General features: G+C 65.5%; 21 protein-coding genes. 14 read left to right on the top strand and 7 right to left on the bottom strand.

What is annotated here, in order from left to right; translation table 11 throughout:
- Positions 1-8 precede the first annotated feature (8 nt).
- Both AB4Z42_RS20585 and AB4Z42_RS20580 read left to right on the top strand, forming a co-directional pair.
- Positions 9-764, top strand: a complete 756-nt coding sequence (locus AB4Z42_RS20585; protein ID WP_442011068.1) for a YebC/PmpR family DNA-binding transcriptional regulator — start codon at positions 9-11, stop codon at positions 762-764.
- A 6-nt stretch (positions 765-770) separates the two neighbouring features.
- Positions 771-1,205: an ester cyclase gene (locus tag AB4Z42_RS20580; protein ID WP_442011253.1), complete on the top strand. Its 435-nt coding sequence runs from the start codon at positions 771-773 to the stop codon at positions 1,203-1,205.
- On the opposite strand, the gene AB4Z42_RS20575 is transcribed toward AB4Z42_RS20580, so the two are convergent.
- On the bottom strand, positions 1,195-2,025 hold the full coding sequence (locus AB4Z42_RS20575) for an alpha/beta fold hydrolase (RefSeq protein WP_442011067.1): 831 nt from the start codon (positions 2,023-2,025) through the stop codon (positions 1,195-1,197). The two genes, AB4Z42_RS20580 and AB4Z42_RS20575, sit on opposite strands and share 11 nt — an antisense overlap.
- A gap of 68 nt (positions 2,026-2,093) precedes the next feature.
- On the opposite strand from AB4Z42_RS20575, the gene AB4Z42_RS20570 reads away from it, so the two are divergent.
- Positions 2,094-2,702: a TetR/AcrR family transcriptional regulator gene (locus AB4Z42_RS20570; RefSeq protein ID WP_442011066.1), complete on the top strand. Its 609-nt coding sequence runs from the start codon at positions 2,094-2,096 to the stop codon at positions 2,700-2,702.
- Here the strand turns inward: AB4Z42_RS20570 and AB4Z42_RS20565 are convergent.
- On the bottom strand, positions 2,676-3,899 hold the full coding sequence (locus AB4Z42_RS20565) for a mechanosensitive ion channel family protein (protein WP_442011065.1): 1,224 nt from the start codon (positions 3,897-3,899) through the stop codon (positions 2,676-2,678). The two genes, AB4Z42_RS20570 and AB4Z42_RS20565, sit on opposite strands and share 27 nt — an antisense overlap.
- Before the next feature lie 142 nt (positions 3,900-4,041).
- Here AB4Z42_RS20565 and AB4Z42_RS20560 point away from each other — a divergent pair, with 142 nt between their 5' ends.
- The 6 genes from AB4Z42_RS20560 to AB4Z42_RS20535 all read left to right on the top strand — a co-directional run bounded on the left by AB4Z42_RS20560 (position 4,042) and on the right by AB4Z42_RS20535 (position 7,995).
- On the top strand, positions 4,042-4,350 hold the full coding sequence (locus AB4Z42_RS20560) for a hypothetical protein (RefSeq protein WP_442011064.1): 309 nt from the start codon (positions 4,042-4,044) through the stop codon (positions 4,348-4,350).
- Positions 4,351-4,437: 87 nt separating this feature from the next.
- Positions 4,438-5,004 (top strand): crossover junction endodeoxyribonuclease RuvC, encoded by a 567-nt coding sequence (gene ruvC / locus AB4Z42_RS20555; protein WP_442011063.1) that lies wholly within the window; start codon positions 4,438-4,440, stop codon positions 5,002-5,004.
- Entirely contained in the window at positions 5,001-5,588 is a 588-nt protein-coding gene (gene ruvA, locus AB4Z42_RS20550) for a Holliday junction branch migration protein RuvA (protein ID WP_442011062.1), read from the top strand. The genes ruvC and ruvA overlap by 4 nt, the downstream gene beginning before the upstream one ends.
- Complete coding sequence (ruvB, locus tag AB4Z42_RS20545; RefSeq protein ID WP_442011061.1) at positions 5,585-6,655, top strand: Holliday junction branch migration DNA helicase RuvB; 1,071 nt, start codon at positions 5,585-5,587, stop codon at positions 6,653-6,655. The genes ruvA and ruvB overlap by 4 nt, the downstream gene beginning before the upstream one ends.
- 26 nt (positions 6,656-6,681) lie before the next feature.
- Positions 6,682-7,068 carry a DUF1304 domain-containing protein gene (locus tag AB4Z42_RS20540; protein ID WP_442011060.1) on the top strand — a complete coding sequence of 129 codons (387 nt, stop codon included), beginning with the start codon at positions 6,682-6,684 and terminating at the stop codon, positions 7,066-7,068.
- Positions 7,069-7,080: 12 nt separating this feature from the next.
- A complete protein-coding gene (locus AB4Z42_RS20535) occupies positions 7,081-7,995 on the top strand; it encodes an alpha/beta fold hydrolase (protein WP_442011252.1) in 915 nt (304 codons plus the stop codon).
- Between the two features lie 8 nt (positions 7,996-8,003).
- Here the strand turns inward: AB4Z42_RS20535 and car are convergent, their stop codons facing one another.
- A complete protein-coding gene (car, locus tag AB4Z42_RS20530; RefSeq protein ID WP_442011059.1) occupies positions 8,004-11,501 on the bottom strand; it encodes a carboxylic acid reductase in 3,498 nt (1,165 codons plus the stop codon).
- A 233-nt stretch (positions 11,502-11,734) separates the two neighbouring features.
- Between car and AB4Z42_RS20525 the strand changes: the two genes are divergently transcribed.
- Both AB4Z42_RS20525 and AB4Z42_RS20520 read left to right on the top strand, forming a co-directional pair.
- Entirely contained in the window at positions 11,735-12,370 is a 636-nt protein-coding gene (locus AB4Z42_RS20525) for a hypothetical protein (RefSeq protein WP_442011058.1), read from the top strand.
- A 232-nt stretch (positions 12,371-12,602) separates the two neighbouring features.
- On the top strand, positions 12,603-12,890 hold the full coding sequence (locus AB4Z42_RS20520; protein WP_442011057.1) for a hypothetical protein: 288 nt from the start codon (positions 12,603-12,605) through the stop codon (positions 12,888-12,890).
- Here the strand turns inward: AB4Z42_RS20520 and AB4Z42_RS20515 are convergent.
- A complete protein-coding gene (locus tag AB4Z42_RS20515; RefSeq protein WP_442011056.1) occupies positions 12,887-13,351 on the bottom strand; it encodes a MarR family winged helix-turn-helix transcriptional regulator in 465 nt (154 codons plus the stop codon). The genes AB4Z42_RS20520 and AB4Z42_RS20515 overlap by 4 nt on opposite strands.
- A 58-nt stretch (positions 13,352-13,409) precedes the next feature.
- Between AB4Z42_RS20515 and AB4Z42_RS20510 the strand changes: the two genes are divergently transcribed.
- A complete protein-coding gene (locus AB4Z42_RS20510) occupies positions 13,410-14,246 on the top strand; it encodes an alpha/beta fold hydrolase (protein WP_442011055.1) in 837 nt (278 codons plus the stop codon).
- 13 nt (positions 14,247-14,259) lie between these two features.
- Here the strand turns inward: AB4Z42_RS20510 and AB4Z42_RS20505 are convergent, their stop codons facing one another.
- The 3 genes from AB4Z42_RS20505 to AB4Z42_RS20495 form a co-directional block, all read right to left on the bottom strand.
- Positions 14,260-15,702, bottom strand: coding sequence for a gamma-aminobutyraldehyde dehydrogenase (locus AB4Z42_RS20505; protein WP_442011054.1), 1,443 nt, complete (start codon positions 15,700-15,702; stop codon positions 14,260-14,262).
- Positions 15,703-15,723: 21 nt separating this feature from the next.
- Positions 15,724-17,064: a 4-aminobutyrate--2-oxoglutarate transaminase gene (gene gabT, locus AB4Z42_RS20500; RefSeq protein WP_442011053.1), complete on the bottom strand. Its 1,341-nt coding sequence runs from the start codon at positions 17,062-17,064 to the stop codon at positions 15,724-15,726.
- Between the two features lie 148 nt (positions 17,065-17,212).
- On the bottom strand, positions 17,213-17,623 hold the full coding sequence (locus AB4Z42_RS20495) for a VOC family protein (protein WP_442011052.1): 411 nt from the start codon (positions 17,621-17,623) through the stop codon (positions 17,213-17,215).
- A gap of 140 nt (positions 17,624-17,763) precedes the next feature.
- On the opposite strand from AB4Z42_RS20495, the gene yajC reads away from it, so the two are divergent.
- Both yajC and secD read left to right on the top strand, forming a co-directional pair.
- Positions 17,764-18,108, top strand: coding sequence for a preprotein translocase subunit YajC (yajC, locus tag AB4Z42_RS20490; protein WP_442011051.1), 345 nt, complete (start codon positions 17,764-17,766; stop codon positions 18,106-18,108).
- 72 nt (positions 18,109-18,180) lie between these two features.
- A complete protein-coding gene (gene secD / locus AB4Z42_RS20485) occupies positions 18,181-20,025 on the top strand; it encodes a protein translocase subunit SecD (RefSeq protein ID WP_442011050.1) in 1,845 nt (614 codons plus the stop codon).

The raw sequence follows: 20,025 nt of genomic DNA, 5'->3' as shown, positions 1-20,025 counted from the left end.
GTACAGGCATGAGCGGCCATTCCAAGTGGGCGACCACAAAGCACAAGAAGGCCGTCATCGACGCACGCCGCGGCAAGAACTTCGCCAAGCTGGTCAAGAACGTCGAAGTGGCCGCGCGAGTCGGCGGCGGCGACCCAGCCGGAAACCCGACGCTCTACGACGCGATCCAGAAGGCGAAGAAGTCGTCGGTACCGAACGACAACATCGAGCGGGCCCGTAAGCGCGGCGCCGGTGAGGAAGCCGGCGGCGCCGACTATCAGAACATCACCTACGAGGGTTACGGCCCCAACGGCGTGGCGGTGCTGGTCGAGTGCCTCACCGACAACCGCAACCGCGCCGCGGGTGAGGTGCGCGTCGCGATGACCCGCAACGGCGGCAACATGGCCGACCCGGGATCGGTCGCCTATCTGTTCTCCCGCAAGGGATTGGTCACCCTCGAGAAGAACGGGCTCACCGAGGACGACGTGCTGACCGCGGTGCTCGAGGCCGGCGCCGAGGAGATCAACGACCTCGACGACACGTTCGAGATCATCTGCGAGCCGACCGATCTCGTGGCTGTCCGCACCGCGCTGCAGGATGCGGGCATCGACTACGAGTCCGCGGAAGCCAGCTTTCAATCGTCGGTGACAGTGCCGGTCGACCTCGACGGCGCGCGCAAGGTGCTCAAGCTGGTCGACGCACTCGAAGACAGCGACGACGTCCAGGACGTCTACACCAACATGGATATCCCCGATGACGTCGCCGCCCAACTCGACGAGGACTGACAGCAACTGACCACATCCGAGGAAACCCGAAACAGGGCTGCGTTCAAACGCTTTCATGACGCGGTGAACGCGGGCGACCTCGAACTGCTCGAGCGGGTCATCGACGAATTCGTCCTGCCGGACGCGGAGATCCGCACGCCGCTGCCGATCGACGCCACCGGCGCGGACAAACTCAAGCAGGTCTGGTCGATGCTCTTCTCGGTCTACCCCGACGTCCACCTCACCGTCGACGATCTGATCGCGGCAGGGGACAAGATCGTCGCCCGCAACACCGTCACCGGTACCCACCAGGGGGAGTTCATGGGCACTGCACCCACCGGCAGATCGGTGACCTACAACGAGATCTTCATCTTTCGCTTCGTCGACGGCCGCGTCGCCGAGACCTGGGGCGTCGTCGATGTCTATGCGCAGATGAGACAGATCGGCGTGCTCAGCCCCTGAGAAAATCGGCGATGGCCCGCGCGGTTTCCTCGGGTTGGTCGAGCATGATCAGCACCTTCGCGTCGTCGACGTAACGTAGTGTGCCGCCGGTCAATTGGACCAGGGCTTCCGCGTGCGCGACGGGCATCACCCGGTTGCGGCTCCACAACACCAGCACGTCACCACTGAAGTCGGCGAGCCGGTTGGTGGCGCGCACCAACTCGGCCTTGTCGAACGTGGTACGCGCATATTTCAGTAGGTCGCGCCGAATTCGGACGTCCGCGATTCCCGGATCTGTCCACGCCTCGACGATGCTCTGGGGGATCGGTTTGGCGGCCATCATGCCGAACAGGAAGAACCGCTTGCGCAGCCATCCGATGCGCAGCTGCCCCATCGCCATCTTGACGGTGCCGGTGGTGCGGGTGCCCACCCAGGTGACCTTGCCGGGGAATCCGGGCGGGAAGTTGGTGAAGGCTTCCGACGGACAGATGACCATGCGGGCGATGCGTTTGTCGCGACCCCTGTCCGTGAGGAAGAGCGGACCACCCCAGTCGGTCACGACGAGTGTGACGTCGGTGAGATCCAGGGCGTCGAGAAAGTCGGCGACGACGTCGACCATGCCCGGCATCGTGAGATCGGCGTCGTGACGCATCGGGATCCGATGACTGCCGATCGGCAGTACCGGCATCAGGTAGCGGAACCCCGTCGGCAGATGGGGCAGCGCAAGAGTCCAGACCGTGTCGTTCATCAAGAGGCCGTGCAGCAGCACGACGGGCGCGCCGCCGGGGTCACCTTCCTCCCGATATTCGATGGCTCCTGCGGCGACGTCGACGGATTTCATGGCGCCCTTCCCGGTAGTAGAACGATGATTCTAGAACGTATGCTCTAGTCTGTCTGCAGGAGGGGCGAATGGCAAGGTCCACCAAAGAGGCGATCCTGACCGCCGCGGTCGAGCTGATGCGGCACAAGGGCTACGCCGAGGTCGGCATGAAGGACATCGCGCAGGCTTCAGGTGCGCCGATCGGCTCGCTGTATCACCACTTCCGTGGCGGCAAGGTCCAGATCGCACGCGAGGCGCTGGTCAGCGCCGGGGCCGCCTACGCGCTGCTCATCCCGTCGATCGTCGGCGCTTACGACGACCTGGGTGAGGCGATCGAGGGCGTGTTCGTCCAGGCCGCCGAGGATATGGCGACGACCGGCTTCGCCAATATGTGCCCGGTCGCCAGTGTTGCCGCCGAGGTCGCGGACACCGTCGAAGTACTTCGCGAAACGACGGCCGCCGTGTTCAGCAGCTGGATCGACGGTGGCGCCGCCTATTTTGCCGCCCGCGGCCTCGTCCAGTCACAGGCCCGCGAGGTGACGCTAGCGCTCATCGCGGCGTTGGAGGGTGCCTTCGTCCTCGCACGGACGCTGCGCGACGCCGAGCCGCTGCTCGCCGCGGGCAGGGTGCTGGCCCCGCAGTATCGAGGTGTGGCGCTGGCCGAACGGGGCTCAGCCGCGCCCGTTGGTCCGCGCTAGGTCGTCCTCGTCGTAGTCGGAGTGTTCGTCGAAGGCCCGGGCGCGCTCTTCGGCCTCGGGACTTCCCGAGAACATGCCGGACGCCACACGCGATGTCGTGCCGTCGTCGACGGCGCGCCTGCGCGGTTCGGTAGGCGCCGCCTCCTCGATGCGCTGGGTCGGCAGCACCTGCCTGTGCTGAACCCAATCGACCATGCCTTCGCGCACGTCACAGCGAAGGTCGAACAGCGCGCCTGCGTTCGGGGCGCTGACCACGATGCGGACCCGGACGACGCCGCCGACCGCGTCGGTCACCTGCAGGACGCCGCGCCGGCCGTCCCACAGCTCGCTGGAGGCGAGCAGCCGGTCGAGCTCGGCGCGCATGTCGTTGAACGGGACGGAGAAGTCGACATCGAACTCGACGCTGCCCATGATCTCGGTGTCGCTGCGGGTCCAGTTCTCGAACGGTTCGGTGGTGAAGTAGGTGGACGGCAGCACGAGCCGTCGCTCGTCCCAGAGGCGCACGACGACGTAGCTCAGGGTGATCTCCTCGACGCGGCCCCACCACTGCCCGTTCTCCAGCTGCACCACGTCGCCGACGCGAATGGCGCCGGAGAACGCGATCTGCATGCCGGCGAACACCGCGCCCAGCGAGGTCTGCGCGGCCAGGCCCGCGACGACCGACAAGACACCCGCCGACGCGAACACCGTGGTGCCGATATCGGAAAACGACGGGAAGGTCATCAGGATCGCGGCTATGCCGAACACGATGACGGCGGCGATGCCGAGCCTGCGCAGCACCGTCACCTGAGTTCGCACACGCCGCCAGCGGCGATCGGCGTCGGAGATCTCCTCCCCGCCGCCGCCGTAGCGGGCGATCATGCGCCGCTCGGCCACGCGAACCAGGCCGGTGAGCAACCAGGTCACCGCGGTGATCATCAGGATCAGCAGCGTGTGGTCCACCCAGCCGCGCCATGAATCGGCGGCATCTGTGGTCCGTCGCACCGCGATCGAAGCGGCGAGAACCATCATCGCCGCGCGTAACGGCAACCGGGTGAGTACTTCGATGTCCCTGATCAAGTCGCTGCGACGGCTGATTCGCGTCAGAACCCAGGTCAGGATCACCCCCGCCAGATAGACGGCGGCTACAGCGCCTGCGGCCCACGCCAAGGTGACGGCCATATTTGTCGCGGTCTCCAGATTCTGCTCGTCGGGCATAAAGTGTGTTCAGCTCCACGGGGTTTGGGGGCAGGTCTTTCGCGACGGTAGCCGCGCTCGCCGTGAACGTCACATCGAGTGACCCGCGTCGCAATTCCCCCGAACGCGCGGATTACCCGATGCGGCAAGCAAAATAAACCGCGTGGCGATTTTCACGGCTCCTGACGGCACGGTCTGGTCGATCAACCGGCGGTGGTGGCCGTTCCCCGGCGACGCGCTCGACCTCACCTTCGGCTTGTTCGAGGTGATGATCGGCATTCTGTTCGCGGTGTTGTGGCCGTTCTGGTTGTTGGCGAAGTTCTGCGGGGTGCGGTGGGTGATCACCGTCGAAAGAAACGGTCACCAGGTGGGCCGGGAACAGGTCCGGGGCTGGAACAGCTCACAGCGGCGGGTCAACGAGATCGCCCAGGAGGTCGTGGCCGGCGGCCGCTCCGGGCATTTCACCGTCTAACCAGGACGGGGCGTGTCGGGACCCTGAGGTGTCCCATGTCGGCGTTAAGCTCTTCGAACAGGTGTTCACAGACCAAGGAGCTGGCCCGTGCGGGTGATGGGTGTCGACCCGGGGTTGACGCGCTGCGGGCTGTCCGTCATCGAGGGTGGCACCGGGCGGCAGGTCATCGCGCTCGACGTCGACGTCGTCCGCACCCCGTCCGATGAGCCGCTGCACCGTCGGTTGCTGACCATCAGCGACGCCGTCGAGTACTGGATGGACACCCACCGCCCCGACGTCATCGCGATCGAGCGGGTGTTCGCCAACCAGAACGCGAACACCGCGATGGGCACCGCGCAGGCCGGCGGTGTCATCGCGCTCGCCGCCGCCAAGCGCGACATCGACGTCCATTTCCACACGCCCAGCGAGGTGAAGGCCGCCGTCACCGGCAACGGTCGGGCCGATAAGGCCCAGGTCACCGCGATGGTGACGAGAATCCTTGCGCTGCAGACAAAGCCGACGCCCGCCGACGCCGCCGACGCGCTCGCGCTGGCGATCTGTCACTGCTGGCGCGCCCCGATGATCGCCCGCATGGCGGCGGCCGAGGCCTTGGCCGCCGAGCAACAACGCAAGTACAAGGCCACGATCAAGGCGAAAGCGAAGGCGGCACGATGATCGCATCCGTCCGCGGCGAGGTCCTCGACATCGCCCTCGACCACGTCGTCATCGAGGCCGCAGGCGTCGGTTACAAGGTGATGGCCACCCCGGCCACCCTGGCGGCACTGCACCGCGGCGACGAGGCCCGGCTGATCACGGCGATGATCGTGCGCGAGGATTCGATGACGCTGTACGGCTTTTCGGACGCCGACGCCCGCAACCTCTTCCTCACGCTGCTCGCGGTGTCGGGCATCGGACCGAGCATCGCCCTCGGCGCCCTTGCGATGTATGACGGGCCGACGCTGCGCCGTGCGATCGCCGACGGCGACATCACCGCGTTGACCCGGATTCCCAAGGTCGGAAAGAAGACCGCCGAGCTGATGGCGTTGAGCCTGCGCGACAAGATGGGCGCCGTCGCGCCCGCCGGTGTCGCCGCGCTGAACGGGCACTCCGTACGCGGCCCCGTCGTGGAAGCGCTTGTCGGCCTTGGCTTTGCGCTCAAGCAGGCCGAAGAGGCCACCGACAAGGTGCTTGCCAACGAACCCGAGGCCAACACCACAAGTGCGCTGCGCTCGGCGCTGTCGATGTTGGGTAAGAAGTGACCGGCAGATTCGAGGACGCGGAATCCGAAGACACCGCCGAGAGGGAGGTTTCTGCCGCGCTGACCGTCGGCGAGGGTGACATCGACGCCAGCCTTCGGCCGCGGTCACTGGGGGAGTTCATCGGTCAACCCCGTGTTCGCGAGCAGCTGCAGTTGGTTCTCGAAGGGGCCAAGAACCGCGGCGGCACACCGGATCACATCCTGCTGTCCGGCCCGCCGGGCCTCGGCAAGACATCCCTGGCGATGATCATCGCGGCCGAGCTGGGCACCTCGCTTCGGGTCACGTCGGGCCCGGCACTGGAGCGGGCCGGTGATCTGGCGGCCATGCTGTCGAACCTCGTCGAGCATGACGTGCTCTTCATCGACGAGATCCACCGCATCGCCAGGCCCGCCGAGGAGATGCTCTACCTCGCGATGGAGGATTTCCGCGTCGACGTCGTCGTCGGAAAGGGTCCGGGTGCCACGTCCATCCCGCTGGAGGTCGCGCCGTTCACGCTCGTCGGCGCCACCACGCGTTCGGGGGCGCTGACGGGCCCGTTGCGCGACAGGTTCGGTTTCACCGCCCACATGGACTTCTATGAACCGGCAGAGCTGGAGAGGGTGCTGATCCGCTCGGCGGGGATCCTCGGCATCGAGCTCCGCGATGACGCCGGAGCTGAAGTCGCCCGGCGCTCACGGGGTACGCCCCGCATCGCCAACCGGTTGTTGCGGCGGGTCCGCGACTTCGCCGAGGTGCGTGCCGACGGCGTGATCACCCGCGATATCGCCAAGTCCGCACTGGCCGTGTACGACGTTGACGAGCTCGGGCTGGACCGCCTCGACCGCGCCGTACTGTCGGCGCTCACCCGCAGTTTCGGCGGCGGTCCCGTCGGGGTTTCGACGCTGGCGGTCGCGGTCGGCGAGGAAGCCACCACGGTCGAAGAGGTGTGCGAGCCGTTCCTGGTGCGCGCCGGCATGATCGCACGCACGCCGCGCGGACGCGTCGCCACCGCCCAGGCCTGGACCCACCTCGGAATGACGCCGCCCGCCGGAGCCGCTGGATTCGGGCAGGCCGGTCTGTTCGAATAGGTCGAGTCGAAAGCGCAGGTGCCTGAATGATTTACGCAGGGTTGAGTTTCGCGGGTCTCGCTGCGCTGCTGCATGTCTACATCTGGGTGATGGAATCGCTGACGTGGACGTCGGCCCGGACCAGGGCGACGTTCGGGATCAGCGAAGAGGAGGCCCTGGCCACCAAGGAACTCGCGTTCAATCAGGGCTTCTACAACTTGTTCCTTGCGGTCGTGACCTTAGTTGGCATCGTCATTGCCGGGCTCGCGAACCTCGGCACCGGGCTCGCGCTCATCTTCGCCGGCACCGGCTCCATGCTCGCCGCGGCGCTGGTGCTGCTCGTGTCCTCGCCCGACAAGGCGCGCGCGGCGATCACCCAGGGGATCCTGCCGTTGATCGCGGTCGTGCTGCTGGGAGTGGGTCTGGCGATATAGCGTCGCGGTGTGATGCGCTCCGTAGTCGTATTGTTGGCTCTGCTGCTCGTCGCCGGGTGTGCGAAGAGTTCGGCCGATCCGATCGGGGCGCCGTCCGGTCTGTTCGATGTTGGTCAGGGCCGTCAGCTGTATCTCGAATGCCAGGGCGAGGGTGCTCCTGCGGTGTTCGTCATTCCCGGTAAGGGCAGCTATGCCGAGGCCTGGAACTATATTGTGCCGCCTGACGACCCGATCCGAGCGTCGCCGTACGACATCATCACCGAGGCCCAGCTGGAGCCCAGCCCGGACGCAGTACAGCCCACGGTGGCCAGAACGACACGGATATGCGTCTATGACCGGCCGAATACCCGGCCCGACGGCGAGGACATGTCCACCCCTGGGCCGCAACCGCACGGCCTGCAACAGGACGTCGACGACGTCGTCGCACTGATCAACGCCGCTCAGTTACCGACACCGCTGGTGTTCGTTGCCCACTCCTACGGCGGGCTGGTGCTCGACCTGTTGGCGCGTACGCATCCGGAGTTGGTCGCGGGCATGGTGATGGTCGACGGAGTTTCGGAATTCCTGATGTCACTGGGCAACCCGGCGCAAAATGCGGCGTTTCAGTCCGACAGCGCGACGCCACCCGCACCCGGAGACGAAGCGGTCATGATGGACGACGCATTCTCCCGCATCAGCCATGCGCCGCCACTGCCTCGGGTTCCGTCGATCGTGCTGAGCTCCGCAAAGTTCGCCTCGCCGGAGACGCTCAAGCCGGACAACTACACGCAAGCGCAGATCCACCAGGCGAACAGCATGCTCGCAGCCGCTATGGGAACCACCAACATCGTTGTGCCCGGTGCCGGCCACAACGTCATGCTCTATGAGCCGAAGTTCGTGGCCGACACCATCATCGGCATCGTCGACCAGGTCCGCCGGGGCGGCTAGCCCTCGTTCTACAGCAGACCGAGCAGTTGCAGGTCGGTGATGTACTTGACGATGATCTCCGCGTTGACATGCGGGATGTCTTTATCCGGGCCGACTTTCGCCTCCTGCACTGCAGTGCGGAAGTGCTCGGTCGAGGCGAACGAACCGCGAAGCGGCTTGGCGGGTTGCGCGTAGCTGTGCAGCAAGGGCAGCAGCGAAGCCTGACGCTGCCGGTCGGGCAGGGACCGCATGCTCATCTCGAACCGCTGCAGCCATTCGCCGTAGTTCGCGACCCGGTCGACCGGATAACCGGCGTCGACCAGCCAGTCGACATACTCGTCGAGTCCGATCCCGTCGTCGTACGGGTTCATCACGTGATAGGTCTCGAAACCGTGGGCCTGATGTGCACCCAGGGTGGAGATCGCGTCTGCGATGAAATCGACTGGCAGGCCGTCATAGTGGGCCCGCTGCCGATTGCCTGCGGCATCCAGCTCGTAGAACGACCCGGGTGCGATTCCGGTGGCCACCAGGCTCAGCAGGAGCCGGGTGAACATGTCAGGCACGTTGAGCTGGCCGGCGTATCGGGGCTCCGCCAAGATCATGTCGCAGCGGAACACCGCTACCGGCAGACCGCTCAGATCGTGGGCCTCGCGCAATAACACTTCGCCGGCCCACTTGCTGTTGCCGTAGCCGTTGGCGTAGTTGTCGTTGACCGCGCGGGTCGCGCTTACGACGCGTATGTCGGCATCCTCGGTGAATCTCGACGGGTCGATCTGATCGCCGACACCGACAGTCGATGTGTAGACGTACGGCTTGATCTTGGTCGTCAACGCGATGCGGATCAGCTCCGCCGTGCCAACGACGTTGGGGCCGAACAACTGCTCGTACGGCAGGACGTGGTTGACCAGTGCGGCGGGGTCGATGATCAGATCAACCGTGTCGGCCAGTCGTTGCCAGGTGGCCTGATCCAGGCCGAGGTCGACATCGCCCTTGTCTCCGGCGAGCACCTCCAGGTGGTCGGCGGCCAGGTGCCGGTAGTGGTTGAGCAGGTCGGCATCGCCGGTGTCGAAGGTATCGTCCAACCGCTGCCGGGCCGCGGCGTCGTCCTTGGCGCGCACCAGGCAGATCACCTTGCCGTCGACGAGGTGCATCCGCTCGAGCCATTCCAGGGCCAGGTAGCGGCCGAGGAATCCGGTCACGCCGGTCAGCAGAACGGTGCGCACCTCCTGGCTCGGCCCGGGCAGCGACCCGGCAGCAGAGAGCGTCTGTGCATCGAGGAACTTGTCCAGCGTCAGATCGCCGGCATGGACCTCGGTGGCTCCCTGGCCATGCACGGCTGCGAACGTTGGCCGTTTGCTGCCCGCCCGCTCGGTGTCGATGTATTCCGCGAGTGCCGCAAGGTCGTTGGCGGGGCTGACGATCACCCCGACAGGCACGTCGGTGTCGAAGATATCGCGTAGCAAGTTGGCGAATGTCAACGCCGACAACGAGTCTCCGCCCAGGTCGGTGAACTGTGCATCGGCGGGCACCTCGGAGGCCGCCGCACCCAGCAGCGCCGCTGCGGCGCGGCGGACGGTCTCGGTGACCGGACGCTGGCCGGCATTCTGGCGAAGCTCGCGCAATTCGGTCGCCTGGCCTTCCGCCAGGTCCGTGTACAGCTGCTCCAGCCGAGGGGCATAGAGCTCCTTGAGTTTCGGCCGGGCCAACTTGCGGATACCAGTCAGCAGACCATTCTCCAATGTGAACGGCGTCGGCTCGATGATGAAGTCGCGCGGGATCTCAAAGGCCTGCAGGCCTGCCGCTTTCGCGACATCCTGCAATGAGTCGCCGATCGCGCGATGCAGCTGTTCGGTGTCACCCTGCGCGGCCGCTTCGGATACCGGCACAACCACCGCCAGCAGATATGACCGTGCACTGTTGCCGTGGATGTAGATCTGACGAACGAGCGGACTGTTCTGGAACACCGCTTCCAGCTTTGAGGCCGTGACGAATTCGCCCTGCGAAAGCTTCAGCACAAAGTTGCGGCGATCGACATACTGCAGGCGCTCCGGCTCGAGCTCGACCACGATATCGCCGGTTCGGTAGAAGCCATCGGCGTCGAAAACCTCGGCGGTCACCTCGGGCCGCTTGTAGTAGCCGGGGAACATGTTCGTCGTCTTGAGAAGCAGCTCACCACGAGGATGTGGGCGGTCGGTGCTGAAGTAGCCCAACTCGGGAACGTCGACGAGCTTGTATTCGATCACCGGTGGCCGGCGCACCTGCCCGTCGGCCATCACGCCGCCGGCTTCGGTCGATCCGTAGCCGTCGACCAAGTGCATGTCGAGGAACGTCTCGACCCATTGCGTCAGTTCCGGCGAGGTCGGGGCAGAGCCGGTCACCACGGTGATGTATCGGTCACCGAGCAGCTGCGCGCGCACATCGGCGACGAATTCGGCTTCGGTGGCGCCGTCGGCGCCATCCGGCAACAGCCGGTCTAGCTGGCTGTGGACTTCCGCCGACAGCATTTCCCAAACGCGCGGTACGAAATTCAGCTGGGTGGGCCGAACCAGCGCCAGGTCCTCCAGGAAGGTCGACAGGTCGCTCTTGGCGGCGAAGTAGGCCGTCCCGCCGTGTGCGAGGGTGCCATAGAGACTGGCGCGCCCCATCACGTGGCTCATCGGCATGAAGTTCAGGGTTATGAACGGGTCGTTGCTGTCTGCCCAGCCCCACGCGGCCGGGCGCCACATCTTGGCTGCCAAGCTCTGGGTATAGATCGCACCCTTCGGCGCACCTGTGCTGCCGGATGTGTAGATCAGCAGGGCCAAGTCATCTGAGTCACGTTGGGCAGCAGGACTTGCGGGCAACGCCTTCCCGCGCTCCAACACGTCCTGCAACGTCTCCACCACGACCGTGCTGCCCGCCTCTGTGAGCCGTACTCGCGCTGCGTCGTAGGCCTCGCGGTGCTCGTCGATTTCGGGGCTGAAGTCGAACACGATCAGCCGGCTAGGCGTGTGGCCGGTGAGCACCAGTTCGACGGCTTGGTCGATGTAGTCGATGCTGGACGCGAAGACCACCGGTTCGGTCTCGGTGAGGATCGGCTGCAGCTGAGTGGTCGGCGCGCTGGTCTGAAGTGGTACGGACACTGCGCCGAGGGTGACAGTCGTCAGGTCGATGACCGTGTAGTCGACACTGGTGAAGCCGAGGACGGAGATGCGGTCGCCGGGAAGCACATCGGACAGGGCACTCGTGAGCGCCTCTACGCGGTTCCACAGATCGCCGTAGCTGATGGTCTCGAAGTGGGGGAGAACCTTCGCCGTCGTGCGGCCGCTCTGAGGGTCGGTGACGAACTCGACGGCGCGTTGTCCGACCGCCGGACGATCGGAGTAGCCCTCCATCACGGTTCGCGCGGCGTCTGCCAATGGCAGCCCGGGTTGTTCGATCGCCGCGCTGATGGCCGGGTCTGGCTTGGCCGCGGCGAATTGTGGGTCGTTGGCGTAAAGATCTGAGATGCGACGTGCTAGGCGCGCTTCACGGGTGTCAGTGGACATGGCGCAATCCTTCGATAACACAGTGGATTTGAACCTGGGCGCTTCATTGGGCCCAACTACTAGAAATATCGTTAGCGTTGCTAAAGCTATTCCGCTAAGTCGCTGGCAATCCGCTGTGAAGACGACAGATGACCAGGTCAGGCGGAGGCTCGGTGGCCACCATCACAGCCGCGACGCGCCGACGGGCCCACGCGACGGATTACGCCTTTTACCCTTCGGGTACGCCCCCGTCCATGACTGATACGCGAGTTCGGACCAGGGGCGGTCGCCTTCAGATGCAGCGCAGCCGCGGCGCGCTGAGCGGTTTTCTGTTGATCCTTCTCGGCGCCTGGGGCGCAATCGGCCCGCTCGTCGGGCCGGCCTTCGATTTCGCCTTCGGCCCGGACAGGATGTGGGCGTGGAGCGAAGCGCGCGGGTGGCTTCAGGTGTTACCTGGTGTGGTCGCCGTCGTCGGCGGGGTTCTTCTGCTGATCTCTCGCAACCGCGCCACGGCGATGCTCGGCGGGTGGCTGGGCGTCCTCGCCGGTGCGTGGTTCGTCGTCGGCCGCGCATCAGCGGGGCTGTTGGACATCGGCGATGTGGGCGCACCTGTGGCGGTGACGGAGACCAAGACTTTGGTACTGGAGTTGGCCTACTTCTACGGACTCGGCGCGCTGATCGTGTTCCTGGGTGCGGCGGCGCTGGGTCGCATCTCGGTTCGCAGCGTGCGTGATGTCGAATACGTAGACAGCCCGGTGGTCGCCGCGGAGTCGCAGCCGGCATTCTCGGACACCGACGAGGTCACCCAGATTCAACCGACGGAGGCCACGACGGGGCGGCATCGTGCCTGGCGTGACACATTCAGCCGGCGGCGCACGCCCGCCCACTGAGTCGCATTTGATCCATCGTGGGAGCCTGCTGACCCGGCGGCGGGAGCTGTGGCGCTCACGCTGGCTGTCACGGTTGGCCGGTGACTCGGTAACTGCCTTTGTGACTGACGATTCGGCGCCGGATGCGTGATTTGCTCCTCGATCACGTCAGACCCACGCCTCACGGCGGATGATCGGTACTGCGGGCATGAAGACAGTGGAGTCGTCCCGATCAATCGACGAGGAGGCCGACGTGTCCACCGCTAGTACCCGCCAAGCCACAACTGCGGCCATCTGCGCGGCGTTGGGTGTGCCGCAGAAGGATTGGCCCTTGTTCTATCGCTGGGCTGCCGCCGGACCGCTGACTTCGAAGGCACTCGACGCGCTGTATCACCATGTCGACGTGATGATCGCCGAGAGGTGCTGTAAGCCCGCCGACGATCTCATGACCACGCTGATCGCGCTCGAGGTCGACGGCACCGAACTCACCGTCGACGATATCCGCAGCTTCGTCGCCACCTTGGTGACCGGCGCCGACTAGCTTCGCGAGTCCTTCGGATCGAGTTCGTCGAGAAGGCGCTGCATCGTGCGCGTCATCTGCGTGAAGTTCCTGGGTCCCACGAGCACTGCCCACCGCGCCTCGATCTCGATGACCCGACGGCCGGCATCGGCCATGAGCGACTGTCCCCGCTTCGTCAGGTCGATCAGCTTGGCGCGACCGTCGGCGGGGTCCGGCCGACGGGTCAAATAACCCAAGCCGACAAGGTCGTTGACCAATTCCGAGGCAGCAGCCAGGCTCAGCTGCGCGCGGTCGGCGAGTTCGGTGAGCCGAATGCCTCCCATCCGGATATTGCCGAATATCTGGAAGTGGGTCTCACGCAGATCGCCGTATCCCGCATCCGCACGCGGTTCAGCGAGGTCGTCACGAAACTCCCGCAACAACCTGACCAAAAGCTGCCCGATCGCGAGGCGGTCGGGCGCCGGATCTCTTGACGCGGCCATCGCCGATGAGGATACTACGGATACCGAAGTTTCGGGTTCCGAAGTAATTGGAGATGTCATGGCTACCGAGTTCATCGCCACCGACCTTGGTGGGTTGCACGTCGAGCGAATGGGGGCCGGCTCGCCGGTCGTGTTGTGGCACAGCCTGTTTCTGGACTCTCGATCCTGGTGTGGCCTCCAGGACGAATTGGCCCGCAACCACTCCGTGTTCGTCATCGACGGACCGTGTCACGGCCGCAGCGAGCCGGTGAATCGCGATTTCACGTTTGGTGAATGTGTGTCGGCCGCCGAGCAGGTGCTGGACGCCCTTGGTCTGGACGAGCCCCCGGACTGGGTGGGGAACGCCTGGGGAGGTCACATCGGGATTCAGCTGGCGCTCCGCCGGCCGAGCCGGATCCGGACGTTGACCACCATCGGCACACCGGCGCACGCGCTTCGTTCGGTCGAGCGCTGGACCAAGGCATGGCCGCTCGTGCAGCTCTACCAATTCGCCGGGTCGAACCCGCTTCTGCTGAAGCCACTGTCCGACGCGCTCGTCGGGCGTGAATCAGCTGACCTTGCACCCGATCTCGCGAACACGGTGATGAGCGGGTTCACCGGCGCGCAGAGAAATGCGATGTTCCACGCAATGCGATCGATGATGCTCAACCGGCCCGATATGACCGCCGACATGGCAAAAATCGCTGTGCCGACATTGATCGTCGCGGGTCGTGAGGACTGCACGGGATGGCGACCCGCCGACGCGCAGGTCGTCGCCGACACCATGGCCGACGCGACGGTGCTCGCCGCCGCGGGCTCCGGTCATTCGTCGCCTCTGCTGATCGACCGCGAACGAGTGCTGAAGTCCATCACCGACTTCTGGGCGCGAACAGACCACAACCACGCCGCGAAATAGGGGCGGGAACCAGCTAGCCGGTGAAGGCCATCACGTGCTTGATGCGCGTGTAGTCCTCGAGGCCGTACATCGACAGATCCTTACCGTGGCCCGAGGACTTGTATCCGCCGTGGGGCATCTCGGCGACCAGCGGGATGTGGGTGTTGATCCACACACAGCCGAAGTCCAGCGCCGCTGAGACGCGCAGTGCCCGCGACACATCCTTGGTCCACACCGAGGACGCCAGGCCGTATTCGGTGCCGTTGGCCCATGCGATCGCCTCGTCCTCGTCGGAGAACGCCTGCACCGTGATCACGGGGCCGAAGATCTCCTGCTGCACAAGGCGGTCGTCCTGGCGAAGCCCACCTACGACCGTCGGCGCCACGTAGAAACCCTTGTCGCCCTGGCGTTCTCCGCCCGCGGCCACCTTGGCGTGCGACGGCACATCGGTGAAGAACGACAGCACGCGCTCCATCTGGTTGACGTTGTTGACCGGTGGCACCCACGCGTCCTCGTCGTCCGCGGCCTTACCGAACGTCGTGGTCGCCCCGCGCGCCTGCTCGGCGAGCGCATCGGTCAGATCCGAGGCGACCTTGGCCGTGGCCAGCACCCGGGTTGCCGCGGTGCAGTCCTGGCCCGCGTTGAAATATCCCGCCGTCGCGATTCCCTCAGCGGCGCCGGCGATGTCGCTGTCGTCGAACACGATGACCGGCGCCTTGCCGCCCAACTCCAGGTGAGTGCGCTTGAGGTGACCGCCTGCGCTCACGGCCACCGCGCGACCCGCGGCCACCGAACCCGTGATCGACACCATCTCCGGTGTCGGATGCGCGACCACCGCTGCGCCGGTGTCACGGTCCCCACACACGACGTTCAGCACACCGGGCGGGAAGTGTTTGGCCGCCATCTCGGCGAGCATGACAGTCGTGACCGGGGTGGTGTCGCTCGGCTTGATCACCACGGTGTTGCCCGCCGCGATCGCGGGACAGAATTTCCAGATCGCCATCATCATCGGGTAGTTCCACGGCGACACCTGGCCGATGACCCCGACCGGCTCACGGCGAATCCACGAGGTGTGGTTCTCCATGTACTCGCCGGCGGACTTACCCTCCAATACCCTTGCCGCACCTGCGAAGAAGCGGATCTGGTCGAGCATCGGCGGAATCTCTTCCGCCGCGGTGACGTGGTTCGGCTTACCCGTATTGCGTCCCTCGGCCTCGACGAGCGCCTGCGCGTTCTTCTCCACCTCGTCGGCGAAGTCCAGCAGCGCCTTCTGACGGTTCGACGGCGTCGTGCGCTTCCAGTCCTTGAACGCCTTCGACGCCGCGCCGTACGCGTTGTCGATGTCTTGTTCATTGGAGATCGGCGCGGTGGCGTACTCCTCGCCGGTGCTGGGATCGACCAACGGCATCGTGGCCCCGCTCACGGAGTCGACGAGCTCGCCGCCGATGAAATTCTGAACTCGAGTTTTGCCGGCCATGTTGTACCACTTCCTCTTCGGTTACAGGTCTTTGAGGACAAGAGCAAGGACGTCGAGACCTTCGACCAGAAGGTCGTCGCTGATTGCCAACGGCGGAAGGAAACGCAGCACGTTGCCAAACGTGCCGCAGGACAACACGATCACGCCCGCGGCGTGACAACCCGCGCACAGCGCTTTGGTCAGATCCGCATCGGGCTCGGTCGTGCCGGCCTTGACCAACTCCATCGCGATCATCGCGCCGCGGCCACGCACGTCGCCGATCCGGTCGTCTTCGGCCTGCAACCGGCCGAGCCGGTCCTTCATCAGCGTCTCGATCTGGCGCGCCCGCTCGACGAGCCCGTCGGCCTCGATGGTCTCGATGGTCGCCAGCGCCGCAGCACACGCGACCGGATTGCCGCCGTAGGTGCCGCCGAGCCCGCTCACGTGCGGCGAGTCCATGATCTCGGCGCGGCCGGTGACTCCGGACAACGGCATACCGTCGGCGATGCCCTTGGCGGTGACGATGAGATCCGGTTCGATGCCTTCGTGTTCGCACGCGAACATCGCGCCGGTGCGCGCGAACCCGGTCTGCACCTCGTCGGCGATGAACACGACATTGTTGTCCCGGCACCAGTTCAGCAGCGTGGGCAGGAAGCCGTCGGCCGGGACGATGAAGCCACCCTCACCCTGGATGGGTTCGATGATCACCGCGGCGAGGTTGTCGGCGCCGACCTGCTTGTCCATCACGGTGATCGCGCGCCTGGCGGCTAGCTCGCCGTCGGTGGCCATCTCCTTGCCGAACTCCGCGTCGCGGAACGGGTAGGACAGCGGGGCACGGTAGATCTCGGGCGCGAACGGGCCGAAGCCGTGTTTGTAGGGCATCGACTTCGCGGTCAGCGCCATCGTGAGGTTTGTGCGCCCGTGATACGCGTGATCGAAGGACACGACGGCCGATTTGCGCGTGTACGTCCTGGCGATCTTGATCGCGTTCTCCACCGCTTCCGAGCCGGAGTTGAACAGCGCAGATCGCTTCTCGCCGGTGCCGGGCGTGAGCCGGTTGAGCTGCTCGGCGACCGCGACATATCCCTCGTATGGCGTGATCATGAAACATGTGTGCGTGAACCGCGCCACCTGATCAGTGACGGCGGCGACGACCGCGGGCGACGAGTTTCCGATGGTGGTCACCGCGATGCCCGAACCCAGATCGATCAGCCGATTGCCGTCGACGTCCTCGACGATCCCGCCGAATGCCCGGGACGCGTACACGGGCATCGTGGTGCCCACCCCGCGGGATACGGCGGCGGTCTTCCTGTCGATCAGTGCCTGAGACAGCGGGCCGGGTATCGGGGTGGCGAGGTAGCGGCTCTGCTCGAGGGTGCTCAATTACGCCTCCTGACGACCTGGGTTCGACGCCCGACGCGCCGCGGTTCGAGCCTAGTCGGCGGCGCACCGATCCTGTCGAAAACCCCGGCACCTTCTAGCGGAATCGTCGGTTGCCGCGCAATGACGCGACGGATTTCGTCGCGGTTGCTCAATCTCGGTCGTGATGGCACACGGCTTCGAGCATCACTCCCCATGGATCGAGCCAGAACGTCGCGAAATACGGCTGCGGATACTGCGGAAACTTCTGCGGTCGATGCAGGACCTCCCCGCCGAACTGCGGTATCAGCTCGGTGACGAGCCCGTGCACCTCGTTCACCAGCGATCGGGTTCGCACCCTGAAGGCCAGATGCTGGAGCCCCGTCTTGTGCCGCGAGTACTGCGACGCCTCGGCCGACGGATAGAAGAAGAGATATGTGCCCGGCTTGCCGCCCGCCGGTAGATACGCGAACTCGTCCTCGGCCGTGAAGAACTCGTCGAATCCCAGCAGGGGCATGACCGCGTCGTAATAGCTCTTGGCCGCCTTCAGGTCGTCAACGTTGATGCCGAGGTGGCCGAGCACTCATCGAAGCTAGCACTGGGCCGCAGCGACGGGGGCGCTCATTCGCCCGCGGCAACAATGGCACACTGGTCACTGACGAAGCGCCTGACCTGCCGGTCTGCGCTGTGACAACGAGACCGATACGAAAGACGGCTGCTGACATGGATTTGGTCATCTTCCTGCCCCTCATCATCATCATGGGCCTATTCATGTTCTTCGCATCGCGCCGCCAGAAGAAGGCGATGCAGGCCACCATCGATCTGCACGAGTCACTGGAGATCGGCGATCGCATCCACACGACGTCGGGCATGGAAGCCACGATCACCAGCGTGGGCGACGACACCGTCGAACTGGAGATCGCACCGGGCGTGATCACCACGTGGATGAAGCTGGCCGTGCGCGACAAGATCGGGCCGGATGTCGATGAGGACGACGATTTCGAGGACATCGACGACGAAGAGTCGGCCGTCAGCGAAATCACAGAAAGCCCGAACAAGAAGGACTGAGGGCTGAGGACTCAGCCTTTACACGTACCCTTTGCGGTGCTGACGAACTGATCTCGAGGAGACCTTAGAAACGTGGCATCGTCTTCGACGCCGGTGCACCCCGCCCGCTACCTTGCGATTTTCCTGGTACTGCTGGTCGGCGCATACCTTTTGGTGTTCCTGACAGGGGACAAGAAGGCCGAGCCCAAACTCGGCATCGACCTGCAGGGCGGCACCCGCGTAACACTCACCGCTCGCACCCCCGACGGTTCGCGTCCGACTCGCGATGCGCTCAACCAGGCGCAATCGATCATCAGTGACCGCGTCAACGGTCTCGGCGTGTCGGGGTCCGAAGTCATCATCGACGGCGACAACCTCGTCATCACCGTGCCCGGCAATGACAGCAGCGAGGCGCGCAACCTGGGGCAGACGGCACGGCTGTACATCAGGCCGGTCATCCATGCGATGCCCGCCGCTGGACAGGGACAGCCCCCCGGCGAAGGACCGCAGGGCGCGCCGCCGGGTGCACCCCCCGGTGCTCCTCCGGGCGGGACTCCCGGCATGCCTGGAGTCCCGGGGATGCCTCCGCCGGGAGGCGGCGCACAGCCGGCGGCTCCGCCGGGAGCAGCTCCGCCACCACAGTCGCCTGCTCCGCAGCCGCGTCCCTATCCCGAGCCGCCGGCCCAGCCCGCGACGACTCCGGCGCCCACTCCCGCGTCGCCCAAGCCGGCACCGGCACCGGCACCCGCGCCGTCGCCGGGCCAGCAGCAGACACCGGCACCGCCGCCGTCGCCGGGCCAGCAGCCCGCACCGCCGCCTCCCGGAGAGGCCCCGCTCGCGCAGCGCATCGCCGACGAGAAGGAACTGCGGCAGAGCGCGGATCAGCAGATCCAGATCCTTGCGCTGCAATTCCAGGCCACCCGCTGTGGCGAGGAAGACGTGCTGGCCGGCAACGACGACCCCAACCTGCCGTTGGTCACCTGCGGCAGGGACGGCAACGTCTACCTGCTGGACAAGTCGATCATCAACGGCGAGCAGATCGAGAACGCCAGTTCGGGTCTCGATCAGCAGCAGGGCCAGTACATCGTCGACCTTCAGTTCAAGAGCGACGCCACCAAGATCTGGGCGGACTTCACCGCCGCCAACGTCGGAACCCAGACCGCGTTCGTCCTGGATTCCGAGGTGGTCAGCGCACCCGAGGTGCGAGAACCCATTCCGGGCGGACGCACGCAGATCAGCGGATCATTCACCGAGACGACTGCGCGCGAACTGGCAAACGTATTGAAATACGGCTCGCTACCGCTGTCCTTCGAATCGTCGGAGGCTGAAACCGTCTCGGCGACACTGGGTTTGACGTCGCTGCGGGCGGGTTTGATCGCCGGCGCGGTCGGGCTGGGCCTCGTGCTGCTCTATTCACTGCTCTACTACCGGATTCTGGGCGTGCTGATCGCACTGTCGCTGGTGGCTTCCGGCGCAATGGTCTACGCGATTCTGGTGCTCCTTGGCAGATATATCGGTTACACGCTGGACCTCGCCGGCATCGCGGGTCTGATCATCGGTATAGGTATGACCGCCGACTCGTTCGTGGTGTTCTTCGAGCGCATCAAGGATGAGATTCGCGACGGTCGTTCGTTCCGCTCGGCTGTGCCCCGCGGCTGGGGCCGTGCCCGGAAGACGATTCTGTCCGGCAACGCGGTCACCTTCCTGGCCGCGGCGGTTCTCTACGTGCTCGCCGTCGGCCAGGTGAAGGGCTTCGCGTTCACGCTGGGTCTGACGACGATCCTCGACGTGGTGGTGGTGTTCCTGGTGACCTGGCCGGTCGTGTACATCGCGTCGAAGTCGCCGACGATGGCCAAGCCCAGGCTCAACGGTCTGGGCGCGGTGCAGCAGATCGCGCGCGAACGGCGAGCGGCCGCACACGGGACGGGACGGGGATAG

Origin of the sequence: Mycobacterium sp. 2YAF39 (genome assembly GCF_052114565.1) — a bacterium.
In the GTDB taxonomy this organism is placed as follows: Bacteria; Actinomycetota; Actinomycetes; order Mycobacteriales; family Mycobacteriaceae; genus Mycobacterium.
The sequence above is the reverse complement of the archived record's forward strand: the minus strand, read 5'-3'. Positions and strand labels throughout refer to the sequence as shown.